This is a genomic window from Sphingomonas epibiotica (assembly GCF_039615155.1).
Classification (GTDB): Bacteria; Pseudomonadota; Alphaproteobacteria; order Sphingomonadales; family Sphingomonadaceae; genus Sphingomonas.
In genome coordinates this window covers 254947-267912 of the sequence record NZ_JBDGHY010000007.1, presented here as the reverse complement: position 1 = coordinate 267912, position 12966 = coordinate 254947, and the positions used below count along the sequence as shown (strand labels likewise).

The following is a 12966-nucleotide window of genomic DNA, read 5'->3' as shown; positions in this document are numbered from 1 at the left end:
TCGAGAACGGGGTGCCGTAAACGGGGCGTTCTCGCCGATGTGCTTCGATACGGGTCTTCGACAAGCGCAGCCCCTACTCGGCACGAACGGTTCTACTGCTGTTATCATGCTATGGGGTCGGCGCCCCTAACCTACGCCACCGCTGCGACCAGTTCGGCCGCCCGCCCCTGTAACTGCGCGTTGAGGGCACCCAATCCATCGACCAGCCGGGCCAGCGCGCCCGCCTGATCGCCGATGCCGTCGGCGGCCGTCGCGATGCCGCTGGCGCGCGCATCGATATCGGCGCCGGCGCTGCGGGCCTCCTCGACCCGGATCGCGACGGCGTGGATCGTGTCGCGTTCGGCGGCGATGGCGGTGGCGATGGTCGTGGTGATCGATCCGATCGCAGCGATGGCTGACTGGACCGCACGCTGGCCGCCGGCCACGTCGTCCAGCAGCGCCCGGACGGCGTCGACGCGACCGGCGATATCGCTTGCCGCGTGCTCGGTCTGCCGCGCGAGGGACTTCACCTCGCCCGCGACGACGGCGAAACCCTGCCCCGCCGCGCCCGCCCGTGCCGCCTCGATCCCGGCGTTGAGCGCCAGCAGGTTGGTCCGTTTGGCAAGGCCACGGATCAGGTCGAGCATCGCTTCGATCGTCGTGGCGACGTCGGACAGCGACTGGACATGGTCGCGATTGCGGTCGACCAGATCATCGGCGTCGCGGCGCAGCCGATCGGCGCGCTCGGTATCGCGGGTGATGCGTTCGAACGACGCGGCAAGCGCGTGGCCACGCTGTTCGATATCGACCATACCCTGCGCGGTCTGATGCGCGGCGGCCGCGACCGACATCGCCCCGCCACGCGCCGCCGCGGCACGCTGGTCGAGGTCGCCCGCCATCCGCCCGATCGCGGTACAAGCCGCGCCGATATCGCCCGACAGCCGGGTAATCCCGGTTTCGAAGGCATGGGCCGCCTGCCCGACCCGCTCAGCGCGGCGGCGCGCCGCCACCGCCATATCCCCATGCCAGCCCGCCGCCAACCGCAACAGTCGCGTCGCGTCGAGCAGTCCGGCGAATTGGCCGCCGCGTACCAGCACGACGCCATCATCGCTGTGCAACTCGACCAGTTCGGGGACCGTCGTATCGAAATCGGCGATCGTCGCCCGGCGGAGCAACCGCCCGATACCGTTGCCGAAGCTGGGATTGCCGAGCAGCGCGTGACCGAACGGATTGAATAGCAGTTCGCGAACGTCGATCTCGCGCAGCACTCCCACCGGCCGGCGCTGCGGATCGAGCACCGCCAGCAGCCGCAGGTCGTGATGCGCCCGAAACCGTTCGACCACTGCGGTCAGCGTCGCATCCTGCCCGATCGTCAGGTAGTCGGCAGTGATGCCGGGGTCGAGGCGGGAGTGACGGGTCATCGCTCGCCCGACCTAGGGGCCACAGGGTAAACCGGTGGCTAACCGGGCGTGACAGTGCGATGACACGCCCGGTTTTCTTGCAATTCGACGCGCGTCAGCGCTTGCGCCCCTGATGCCGGATATTGGCGGGGCGGCCGCGGCGCTTGAGCACGCGCGGCGGCGGTCCCTTGCGCCGGTCGTGGCCGCTGCCGGTCGCCGATCCCTTGCCATCGGGCAATTCGAAGCGGAGCGCACCCGATACCGGGTTCGCTTCGGCAAGGCGGAGCGACAGGCGCTGGCCGGCGCTGAACGTCTCGCCGCTATGGTCGCCGATCAACGACTGCGACGCTTCGTCGAAGCGGAAATATTCGGTGCCGAGGTCGCGGGCCGGGACCAGCCCGTCGCCGCCCACTCCCTCGACCGTGGCGAAGAAGCCGAAGCTGGCGACGCCGGTGATCCGCGCCTCCATCACCGTGCCGACATGTTCGGCCAGATAAGCGGCGACATAGCGGTCGACCGTCTCGCGCTCCGCCTCCATCGCGCGGCGTTCGAGGCCGCTGATCGCCTCGCCGACGCGCTCCATGTTCGCGGCATCGTCGGCGGGCAGCGCGCCGTCACCCAATCCATAGCTGCCGACCAGCGAACGGTGGACGATCAGATCGGCGTAGCGGCGGATCGGCGAGGTGAAATGCGCATAGCTGCCGAGGCTCAGGCCGAAATGGCCGTGGTTTTGCGGGCCGTAGAATGCCTGCGTCTGGGTGCGGAGGATCTGTTCCATCACCTGCGGTTTGAAGTCGGCCTCGCCGATGCGTTCGAGCACATGGTTGAACGTCGCCGGGCGGATCACCTGTCCCAGCGCGAACGGCACGTCGAAGGTCTCGAGATAGTCCTTCAGCGCCACCAGCTTCTCGCGCGTCGGCGGTTCGTGGACCCGGTACATGACGGGCGCCTTCTTCGCCTCCAGCGCTTTCGCCGCGGCGACGTTGGCGGCAATCATGAAATCCTCGATCAGCCGCATCGAATCCAGTCGCTCCCGCGGCGCAACCGACAGGATGCGACCCTTCTCGTCCAGCACGATCCGCCGTTCGGGCAGGTCGAGGTCGAGCGGCTCGCGATGCGCGCGCGCATTGGCCAGTGCCGCCCAGCAGCCCCACAACGGTTTCAGCGCGCCATCGATCAGTTCGCGCGCCACCGGCGCGTCTGCGACGCCGTCGATCGCTGCCTGCGCATGTTCATAGGCGATGTTGGCCGCGACGCGGATCACCGCGCGGGTGAAGCGCCAATCCTTCAGCCGGCCGTCCTTGGCGATGGTCAGGTGGCAGACCAACGCCGCGCGATCCTGCCCGGCCTTCAGCGAACACACATCGGCCGACAGGATCTCGGGCAGCATCGGCACGACCCGGTCGGGGAAATAGACGCTGTTGCCGCGCGAGCGCGCCGATTTGTCGAGCTCCGACCCGGGACGGACATAAAAGGACACGTCGGCGATCGCGACGATCGCCTGCCAGCCGCCTTCGTTATCGCTGCTGTCGTCGCGAGTGGCCCAGACCGCATCGTCATGGTCGCGCGCGTCGATCGGGTCGATCGCGACGATCGGCAGGTGCCGCAGGTCCTCGCGGTCATCACCGAGCGGATACCCGGCAACCTTTTCCGCCTCGGCGAGCACTTCTTCCGCAAACACGTCCGGAATGCCGTGCTTATGGATCGCGATCAGCGAGAAGCTGCGCGCCTCGAACGGATCGCCCAGCCGCTCGACCACGCGCGCGGTGATGCGCGGGGGGCGGCCGCCAAGCGCCGCCAGCACCAGATCGCCGGGCGCGGCACCGCCGGCATCGGTCACCGGCACCTCGCGGCGCTCCTTCTTGTCGACACCCTGCAGCCACAGCTTGTCGCCCTCGGCACGCAGCACGCCCAGTACCGCTTCGGCGGCGCGGTCGAGCTTCTTCATCGGATAGGCGGCCCAGCCGCTGCCGGCCTCCTCGGTCCGCGCAAGAATGCGATCGCCGACGCCCAGCGCGCTGCGCCGCCCGCGTTCGCGCACCCGGACACGCGGCGGTTGCGTATCCGCATCCCATCGTTCGGGCACCGCCCAGACATTACCGCCGTCGTCGACATCGGCGACGCGCAGCACGGTCACCTTGGGCAGCCCGCCCATCTTGTGAAAGGCGCGGCCCGGCGCGCTGTCGATCAGCCCTTCGTCGGCCATGTCCTTCAGCAGTGCCTTCAACGATATCTTCTGCTGCGCCGACAGCCCAAAGGCGCGCGCGATCTCGCGCTTGCCCGCCGGGGTGTCGGAGGTCTGAATGAAATCGAGGATCTGCTCGCGAGTGGGCAGGCCGGGCGGCGTTTTGGTGCGTACCATCGCCAACGACATAGGGCGTGTGGCGCGTCAGACCAATGGCGTATCGTCGGCGGACCCGAACCGCCCGCCGTCCGTTGGGCCGCCAACCCTATCGGACAGGAGGAGACGGACATGGGAATCTTCGAACGCATCAAAACGCAGATCTTCGGCAAGGATGGTGGCCCGTTCGGCGACAACTATCTGGGCAAGAAGAAGGAAGCGCCCGCGCCGCAGCCAGCGCCTGCTCCTGCCCCGACGCCGGTGCAGCATGCCCCCGCCCCTGCCCCGGCAGCCCCCGCCGCTCCGGCACCCGCTGCGCCCGCCGCGCCGCAGCCGGTCGATCCGATGACCGCGATCGAGCGGATCGCGCAGCAGAAGGGCAATCCCGCGCTCAACTGGCGGACGTCGATCGTCGATCTGATGAAGCTGCTCGACCTCGATTCCAGCCTCGAGAACCGCAAGGAACTGGCAACCGAACTGGGCTATACCGGCGCGAAGGACGGCAGCGCAGAGATGAACATCTGGCTGCACCGCGCGGTGTTGCAGGAACTCGGCAAGGCCGGTGGGCAGGTGCCGGGGTCGTTGAAGGACTGACCCTTCACGGAGGAGAGGCAAGGCGAGCCTGACCGCCCGCGCATTCGCAAGCGAGCTCCACCCCTCTCCCAGCTACGACCAAGGCTTTGCTGCGCAAAGACCAAGTCTCCGCATCCCTCTCCCTTCCGGGGGAGAGGGAGCGATATTCTCAATACGCTCTGCCGATCAGCACGCGCTCGACCGCCGGCTCACCGGTGAACACGCACGGGCCGTCGTCGCATCCAGTCTGCCCGAGCGGCGCATTGCGGATCGTGAGCTTCAACGCCTTGAGCCGTTGCACAACTGCTTCCAGCGCGTCGCCAGTGGGCTTCGCCCAGCGGACATCGACCCAGCCGGGGTTCTTGTTGCCGTCGGCGAAATGCGCCTCGACGCCGGCCCAATCGTCGATCGGCACGATTCCGCCCCGCAGTTTCTCGGTCGACTGTGCCAGCAACGTGGCCTGCACGTCGGCAAGCGTCTCACCGATCGCGGCCGCGAAGTCAGCCTTGGCTACGATCTGTGAATCCAGCTTGCCATCGGCACGGTACAGCCGGTCGCGGCGCACAACCGAGACATTGCCGCCCGCCATGTCGCGTCCGCCGACCTCAACGATCACCGGCGCGCCCTTCTTGACCCAGCCCCACCGCTTTGTCGCGGCCTTGGCAGGCTTCAGGTCGAGCAACGCCCGGACCGGTTCGCCCAAGGCAGACTGCTTCGCCAGCGAAGCCTGCAACTCGCGGCAATAGGCGATCAGCGGCTCGTCCTCCGGCGCGTCGCGCAGCATCGGCACGATCACCACCTGCCACGGCGCGATCGCCGGCGGCACGCGCAGGCCGTCATCGTCGCCATGGACCATGATGACGCCGCCGATCATCCGTGTCGACACGCCCCAGCTGGTCGTGTTGGCGTGCTCGAACTGCCCTTCGGCATTCTGGAACCGGATGTTCTGGGCATGGGCGAAATTGGTGCCGAGGAAGTGCGAGGTGCCCGCCTGCAGTGCCTTGCCGTCCTGCATCATCGCTTCGATGCTGTAGGTCGCGACCGCGCCGGGGAAGCGTTCATTCTCCGGCTTCTCGCCCGCGATAACGTGCAGGCCGAGACAGGTTTCGGCGAACTCGCGATAGACTTCGAGCATCTTGAGCGTCTCGTCGCGCGCTTCCTCGGCGGTCGCATGGGCGGTATGCCCCTCCTGCCACAGGAATTCGGCGGTGCGCAGGAACATGCGGGTGCGCATTTCCCAGCGGACGACGTTCGCCCATTGGTTGATGAGCACCGGCAGGTCACGCCACGACTGGACCCAGCGCGAAAAGGCGGTGCCAATCACTGTCTCGCTGGTCGGACGCACGACCAGCGGTTCCTCGAGCTTCGCCTCGGGATCGGGTACCAGCCCGCCCTTGCCGTCCGCGACCAGCCGATGGTGGGTGACGACCGCCATTTCCTTGGCGAAGCCGTCGACATGTTCGGCCTCCTTTTCGAAGTAGCTCAAGGGGATGAAGAGCGGGAAGTAGCAATTCTCATGCCCCGTCGCCTTGATCCGGTCGTCGAGCAGCCGCTGGATCCGCTCCCAGATGCCATAGCCCCATGGCCGGATGACCATGCACCCGCGTACCCCGGATTCCTCGGCCAGATCGGCCTCGGTGATGACGGCTTGATACCAAGCGGCGAAATCCTGTTCGCGCGTGACGTTGAGAGCGTGCTTCATGGAGCGCGCGATAGCGGCAAAGGGGGCCGTTCGCCAAGCGGCGATACGCGGCTCAGCCGCGGCGCAATGCGAGGGCGACGATGACGATCCACGGCACGACGGCGATCGCCAGCCAGAACAGCAAGGTCGTTCGCGGTTGCAGGCGATCGCGACCGGCGCGGCGCACGATCCGTTCGATCGGGAAGACTTCGATTTCCGCAAAACGATCGATATTCTTCTCGTACTTCATGCCTTACGCTCCAACGATCCAGTCCTGTCGCATCCATGTACCGCCGCTTTCCTTGCCACTGCGCGCACGGACCCGCCGGCCAAATCGCGTGGCCGCCGCAACCGCCGGTGACGGCGGACAGGCGTCGGCTCCTCCGCATGGGCACCATGGTTAGCGAAGTCTCTCGCTGCGCGAAGGCGACAAGCCTGCAAACTTCATGGGCAGGCGCATGGGGTGGCGTCGGCGCGACACAGTCTGTACGTGCCCGTTCATGCCCGGCGACCGCATCCTGAAGGGGCTGGCGCTCCGCCTGCTCGCAATCTTCTTCCTGTCCACCATGTCCGCACTGGTGAAGCTGGCCGAAACGCGCGGCGCGTCGCTGCCTGAGACGATGTTCTATCGTCAGCTATGCGCGTTGCCGATCGTGCTGGGCTTCGTCGCCGCCGGACCGGGGTTGCGATCGCTGCGCACGACGCGGATCAAGGGGCATCTGACCCGGTCGATGATCGGGCTGGTCGGCATGGTCTTCACCTTCGGTGCAGTGCTGCTGCTGCCGCTTGCCGAAGCGACGACGTTCCAGTTCACCGTGCCGATCTTCGCGACGCTGCTGGGGGCGCTGGTCCTGCGCGAACCGACGGGGTGGCAGCGGTGGAGCGCGGTGCTGCTGGGCTTTGTCGGCGTGCTGGTCGTGGCGCAGCCGGGCAGCACCCATGTGCCGCTGTTCGGGGCGTTCGTCGGGTTGATGGCGGCGCTGTTCGTCGCGCTGGTCGCGATCGCGCTGCGCCAGTTGCGCGACGAACCGGCGGGAACCACGGTGTTCTGGTTCTCGACGTTGACGCTACCGTTCATCGCCACCGCCTATGCCTTCAACATCCGTTCGCACGACTGGCTGACCTGGGCGAACCTGATCGCGATCGGTATGGTCGGCGGCATGGGACAGATCGCGCTGACCGCCGCGTCGCGATCGGCCCCCGTCGCGGCGGTGGTGCCGATGGACTATTCGGGACTGCTCTGGGCGACGGTCTATGGCTGGCTGCTGTTCGGCGTGCTGCCGACGCCGATGACATGGGCCGGCGCGCCGATCATCATCATGAGCGGGCTGTTTATCGTATGGCGCGAACATCGCCTCGGCCGGCAAAAGGTGCGGGCAATGGTCGAGGAGGATTAATCCACGATCTCGCCCCGGACCTGCGCATGGGCGAGCAGCGCGAACAACAGGCTGCCGCCGACGATGTTGCCGAACAGGACCGGCACGAAGAAGCCGAACGCCTGCCCCGCGCCCATGTCGCCATGGATGACCAGCACCCACATTTCCGCCGCCCCGGCCACGATATGCGCGAAGCCGCCCAGATCGATCAGCCCGGTCAGCAGCACGATCAGGGTGATCTTCTGCCCCTCCGCACTCGGCAGCGTCCAAACGACGCTCGCCAGCAGGATGCCCGACGGGATGCCGGCGAGAAACCCGTCCAACCCCTGATGATGCAGGACCGCCCCGCTGACGCGGACCAGTTCGGCCGCCTGTTCGACGCCCAGCCCACCGAGCATCGCGAACCCGGCAAAGGCGAAGGTGCCGACCAGATTCGCCGCCAGCACGATCGCCCATAGCCGCAGCGTCCGCAGCAGATTGCGCGCCGACGGTTCGGTCGCGAGTGGCAAGACCGCCGACAGCGTACTTTCGGTGAACAACTGCATCCGTCCGAGGATGACGACGACGAACCCGAGCGAATAGCCGAGCGACTGCAACAACGGCGTCCAGGGCCCGGCGGGCACCGCGGTATCCATCACCGCCTTGCCCAGCAACGACAGGCCGATCGCGATCCCGGCGGTGATGCCCGACCACATCAGCGACGCGGCCGGACGTTCGAGTTCCTCGATCCCCTGTCGCCGCACGACTTCATGGACGATCAGCGCGGAGGCGGCGCGGCGGTCGTCGACCACCTCCTCCTGCTTCGGATTCAACGCGACCTTTTGCTCTTCGTCGTCGGTATCGGGGGCGGGCGGTTGCGGGTCGGCCATAGCCGATTGCAACCGCCCGCCAGCACCGCAGTTCCGTGACCTGGTCTGTTACTCCGCCGCTTCCGCGACCGGTGCCACCGGTTCCTTCCACGCCAGGACCGGCTTGCGCGCGGCCAGCGTCTCGTCGAGGCGACGGCGCGGGGCGAAGTGCGGCGCGGACTTGAGCGCAGCGTCACCGGCCTTGGCACGTTCACCGACCGACTTCAGCGCGCCGATGAACTGGTCGAGCGCCGCCTTGCTCTCGGTCTCGGTCGGTTCAACCAGCATCGCGCCGTGCACGACCAGCGGGAAATAGACCGTCATGGGGTGATAGCCCTCGTCGATCAGCCCCTTGGCCACGTCGAGCGTCGAGAAGCCGTCAGCCAGATTCGCATCGCTGAACAGCGCCTCATGCATGCACGGCCCGCTCTTGCCGAACGGCGCGTCGAGCGTGTCGTCGAGGCTGCGGAGGACATAGTTGGCGTTGAGCACCGCGTCCTCCGACACCTGCTTCAGTCCGTCCGCGCCGTGGCTGAGGATGTACGACAGAGCGCGGGTGAACATGCCCATCTGACCATGGAACGCCACCATCCGGCCGAAGCTGTCGGCATGGTGCTCACCTGCGGTTTCCTCTTCGACGAGGACGAAGCGGTCGCCCTGCTTCTCGACGAAGGGCAGCGGCGCGAACGGGGTCAGCGCCTTGGAGAACACCACCGGCCCCGACCCCGGACCGCCGCCGCCATGCGGGGTCGAGAAGGTCTTATGCAGGTTGATGTGCATCGCATCGACGCCGAGATCGCCCGGCCGGACCCGCCCAACGATCGCGTTGAAGTTCGCGCCGTCGCAATAGACGTAACCGCCCGCCGCATGGACCGCGTCGGAAATTTCCTTCAGGTCACGCTCGAACAGCCCGCAGGTGTTCGGGTTGGTGATCATCACCCCCGCGACGTCGGGCCCCAGCCGGTCCTTCAGCGCCTGCGTATCGACGCGGCCGTCGGCGGTCGCCGGAATATCGTTGACCGTGAAGCCCGCGAACGCCGCCGTGGCGGGGTTGGTGCCGTGCGCGCTCTCGGGGACGAGGATAACCTTACGATGCCCCTCGCCGCGCTTCTCCAGCGCCGCCTTGATCGCGAGGATGCCGCACAGCTCGCCATGCGCGCCGGCCTTGGGGCTCATCGCGACCGAATCCATGTTGGTCAGCGTGACCAGCCAGTGGGCGAGCTGATGGATCACCTCCAGCGCGCCCTGCACCGTGTCGATCGGACCCAGCGGGTGAAGATCGGCGAACCCCGGCAGCCGCGCCATCCGCTCGTTGAGGCGGGGATTGTGCTTCATCGTGCACGATCCAAGCGGAAACAGGCCGAGGTCGATCGCGTAATTCTGCCGCGACAGGCGCGTATAATGCCGCACCGCCTCCGGCTCCGACAGGCCGGGCAGGCCGATCGCGCTCTTGCGGGCGTGGTTGCCGAGGCGCGAGGCGACCTTGGGCGCTTCGTCGATATCGACGCCGGTCGTCTCGCTCGACCCTATCTCGAAGATCAGCGCCTCTTCGAGCATCAGCGCACGGTTGCCGGTGAAGGTCGCTTGTGCACCGCCCGTCGCTTCGCCCATGGCCGGACGCCAGCCGCTCTGGTTCATGCTCATGCCAATACCTCCGTCAGCGCTGCGGCGAGCGCTTCGATATCTTCCTCGGTCACCGTTTCGGTCACCGCCACGACCAGACCGTTCGCCAGCGCATCCTCGCCCGGATAGAGCCGCCCCAGCGACACGCCCGCCAGCACACCGCGATCAGCGAGTTCGCGCACCACCGGCCGCGCCTCGACCGGCAGCTTCAGCGTGAATTCGTTGAAGAAGCTGTCGTTGACCAGCTCGACGCCCGGTACCTGGGCCAGCCGCTCGGCGGCCGCACATGCCTTGGCATGGTTGACCTCGGCCAGTTGCCGCAGCCCCTTTTCCCCCAACAACGTCAGGTGGATCGAGAAGGCGAGCGCGCACAGCCCCGAATTGGTGCAGATGTTCGACGTCGCCTTTTCACGGCGGATATGCTGTTCGCGCGTCGACAGCGTCAGCACGAAGCCGCGCTTGCCCTCGGCATCGACCGTCTCGCCGCACAGCCGGCCCGGCATCTGCCGCACCAGCTTTTCCGAGCACGCAAACAGCCCGACATAGGGACCGCCGAACTGGAGGCCGACGCCGAGCGACTGGCCTTCGCCGACGACGATGTCGGCACCCAGATTGCCCGGTGCCTCGATCGCGCCCAGCGCGACCGGCTCGGTCACCACCGCGATCAGCAGTGCCTTCACCGCATGCGCGGCATCGGCGATGCGTTGCAGGTCAGGGATGCGGCCGAGGATATCGGGATATTGCACGACGACGCACGACGTATCGGCATCGATCTTCTCGATCAGCCGGTCGTCATCGGTCTCGGCGACCAGCCACGGCTGGGTCGTGTCGAGCACGTCGCCGGTGAACTTCGCCATGGTCTTGGCGACCGAGACATAATGCGGATGCACGCCGCCCGAAAACACCGCCTTCGCCTTGCGCGTCACCCGCCTGGCCATCGTCACCGCTTCCCAGCAGGCGGTCGAGCCGTCGTACATCGACGCATTCGCCACGTCGCAGCCGAGCAACCGCGCGACCTGGCTCTGGAATTCGAAGAGCATCTGCAGCGTGCCCTGCGCGATTTCCGGCTGGTACGGGGTATAGGCGGTCAGATACTCGCCACGCTGGATCAGGTGATCGACGCTGGCCGGCACATGGTGGCGATACGCGCCGCAGCCGAGGAAGAACGGCACCGACCCCGCCGCGACATTCTTCGCCGCCAGCGCCGACAGATGCCGCTCGACCGCCAATTCGCTGGTATGGTTGGGCAGGCCCGGCACCGGCCCGTCGAGCCGCGCGGATACAGGGACGTCGACGAACAGGTCGTCGATGCTGTCGGCACCGATCGTGGCCAGCATCTCGGCGCGGTCGGTCGGGGTCAGGGGAAGATAGCGCATGATGGTCCTTGTTGGTCCGCCGGGGCGGCACCGATCACAGCCCATCCGTTCGTCCTGAGTAGCCGCTGAGCTTGTCGAAGCGGCGTATCGAAGGACCGCCACCGGTGCTTCGATACGGGCTTTCGACAGGCTCAATCCCTACTCAGCACGAACGGGAAAGGCCTTAGTCCTTACAGCCGCGCGACGTAGGCGGCGTATTTGTCCTCATCCATCAGTTCTTCGAGCTCGCTGTCGTCGCGCAGCGTCAGCTTGAAGAACCAGCCCTCGCCCTCGGGGTCCTCGTTGACCAGCGCAGGGTTGTCGGCCAGCGCGGCATTGCCCTCGAGGACCGTGCCCGATGCGGGAGTATAGACGTCCGATGCGGCCTTGACCGATTCGACGACGGCCGCGTCGTCACCCTTGGTCAGCTGCTTGCCCTCTTCGGGCACGTCGACGAACACGATGTCGCCGAGCTGCCCCGCGGCATATTCGGTGATGCCGACGGTCGCGACTTCACCGTCGACCTCGATCCATTCATGTTCCTGCGTGAAATAACGGCTCATCCGACAAGCTCCCTTTAGCGGACGTAACGATGGGGGACGAACGGCATCGGCACGACGCGTGCCGCATGCACCTTGCCACGCTGGCGCAGCAGGACGGTTCCGGTTCCGGCCAGCGCCGGCGGGCAATAGGCCATGGCGATCGGCGCCTGTACGCTCGGCGCGAACCCGCCCGACGTGACCCGACCGACGACGTTGTCATCGGCATCGATCACCTCGGCACCCTCGCGCACCGGCTGGCGACCTTCGACGATCAGGCCGATCCGCTTCGTCTCCGGTCCGGCGGCGCGCTCAGCAAGGATGCGCTCGGCACCGGGGAAGCCACCCTCTTCGCGACGGCGCTTTGACAGTGCGAAGCCGAGGTCGGCAGCGACCGGCGTGGTGTCGAGGCCGAGGTCATGGCCATAGAGCGGCAATCCAGCCTCCAGCCGCAACGAGTCGCGCGCGCCCAGACCGATCGGCTTCACCTCCGGCTCGGCGCAGATCGCATCGGCGAAGGCAGTGGCAGCGTCTTCGGGCAACGAAATTTCAAAACCGTCCTCACCGGTATAGCCCGAGCGGCTAACCCAGAGCGCATGGCCCTGCCACTCGAACGCACCCGCGGTCATGAAGGTCAGCGCGGCCACGCCCGGCAGGATGCGGTCGAGCGCATCGACCGCCTTCGGCCCCTGCAACGCCAGCAGCGCGCGGTCGTCGAGATGGTTGAGCGTGATCTCGTCAGCGAGGTTTTCGCGCAGATGACCGATATCATCATACTTCGTCGCGCCGTTGACGACCATGTAGAAGGCATCGTCGCCCTCGACCTCACCGAACGGCTGCTCACTGCCCAGCCGGGTGACCATCAGATCGTCGAGGATGCCGCCCTGATCATCGAGCAGCAGCGAATAGCGCATCTTGGCGGGCTTCAGGATCTTCAGGTCGCCGGGCAGCAGCGCTTCGAGTGCGGCGGTCGCATCGGGTCCGTGGATCAGCAACTGGCCCATATGGCTGACGTCGAACAACCCGGCGCTGTCCCGCGTCCACAGATGCTCGGCCATGATGCCTTCATACTGGACGGGCATCGTATAGCCCGCGAACGGGACCATCCGCCCGCCCTTCGCCCGGTGCCATGCGTCGAGCGGCAGAGACTGCGGCGGCAGTTCCTCGACGGGATCGCTGCCGTCGGCGCGCAGTTCGTGGGCGGGTTCGCTGTTCGGGGCGGTATCGCTCATATGCGCCAAGTCCTTCGTG

General features: G+C 67.0%; 11 protein-coding genes. 2 read left to right on the top strand and 9 right to left on the bottom strand.

Features of this window, described 5'->3' with window-relative positions:
- Positions 1-131 precede the first annotated feature (131 nt).
- Both AAIO73_RS15500 and AAIO73_RS15495 read right to left on the bottom strand, forming a co-directional pair.
- Complete coding sequence (locus tag AAIO73_RS15500) at positions 132-1400, bottom strand: methyl-accepting chemotaxis protein (RefSeq protein ID WP_345879094.1); 1269 nt, start codon at positions 1398-1400, stop codon at positions 132-134.
- A gap of 94 nt (positions 1401-1494) precedes the next feature.
- Complete coding sequence (locus AAIO73_RS15495; RefSeq protein WP_345879093.1) at positions 1495-3741, bottom strand: ribonuclease R family protein; 2247 nt, start codon at positions 3739-3741, stop codon at positions 1495-1497.
- 111 nt (positions 3742-3852) lie between these two features.
- Here AAIO73_RS15495 and AAIO73_RS15490 point away from each other — a divergent pair, with 111 nt between their 5' ends.
- Positions 3853-4314 (top strand): DUF3597 domain-containing protein, encoded by a 462-nt coding sequence (locus tag AAIO73_RS15490; protein ID WP_345879092.1) that lies wholly within the window; start codon positions 3853-3855, stop codon positions 4312-4314.
- Between the two features lie 148 nt (positions 4315-4462).
- On the opposite strand, the gene AAIO73_RS15485 is transcribed toward AAIO73_RS15490, so the two are convergent.
- Positions 4463-5728 (bottom strand): aminoacyl--tRNA ligase-related protein, encoded by a 1266-nt coding sequence (locus AAIO73_RS15485; RefSeq protein WP_526023816.1) that lies wholly within the window; start codon positions 5726-5728, stop codon positions 4463-4465.
- 319 nt (positions 5729-6047) lie between these two features.
- A complete protein-coding gene (locus AAIO73_RS15480) occupies positions 6048-6224 on the bottom strand; it encodes a hypothetical protein (protein WP_345879090.1) in 177 nt (58 codons plus the stop codon).
- Positions 6225-6474: 250 nt separating this feature from the next.
- Between AAIO73_RS15480 and AAIO73_RS15475 the strand changes: the two genes are divergently transcribed.
- Positions 6475-7371, top strand: a complete 897-nt coding sequence (locus AAIO73_RS15475) for a DMT family transporter (protein WP_345879089.1) — start codon at positions 6475-6477, stop codon at positions 7369-7371.
- Here AAIO73_RS15475 and AAIO73_RS15470 read toward each other — a convergent pair.
- From AAIO73_RS15470 to gcvT, 5 genes are all read right to left on the bottom strand, one after another.
- Positions 7368-8219 carry a formate/nitrite transporter family protein gene (locus AAIO73_RS15470; RefSeq protein WP_345879088.1) on the bottom strand — a complete coding sequence of 284 codons (852 nt, stop codon included), beginning with the start codon at positions 8217-8219 and terminating at the stop codon, positions 7368-7370. The two genes, AAIO73_RS15475 and AAIO73_RS15470, sit on opposite strands and share 4 nt — an antisense overlap.
- 48 nt (positions 8220-8267) lie before the next feature.
- Positions 8268-9842, bottom strand: a complete 1575-nt coding sequence (gene gcvPB / locus AAIO73_RS15465) for an aminomethyl-transferring glycine dehydrogenase subunit GcvPB (RefSeq protein WP_345879087.1) — start codon at positions 9840-9842, stop codon at positions 8268-8270.
- Positions 9839-11197 (bottom strand): aminomethyl-transferring glycine dehydrogenase subunit GcvPA, encoded by a 1359-nt coding sequence (gene gcvPA / locus AAIO73_RS15460; protein WP_345879086.1) that lies wholly within the window; start codon positions 11195-11197, stop codon positions 9839-9841. Before gcvPA ends, gcvPB begins: the two co-directional genes overlap by 4 nt.
- 170 nt (positions 11198-11367) lie before the next feature.
- Complete coding sequence (gene gcvH, locus AAIO73_RS15455; RefSeq protein WP_242118005.1) at positions 11368-11739, bottom strand: glycine cleavage system protein GcvH; 372 nt, start codon at positions 11737-11739, stop codon at positions 11368-11370.
- 14 nt (positions 11740-11753) lie between these two features.
- Positions 11754-12947 (bottom strand): glycine cleavage system aminomethyltransferase GcvT, encoded by a 1194-nt coding sequence (gcvT, locus tag AAIO73_RS15450; protein WP_345879085.1) that lies wholly within the window; start codon positions 12945-12947, stop codon positions 11754-11756.
- Positions 12948-12966 lie beyond the last annotated feature (19 nt).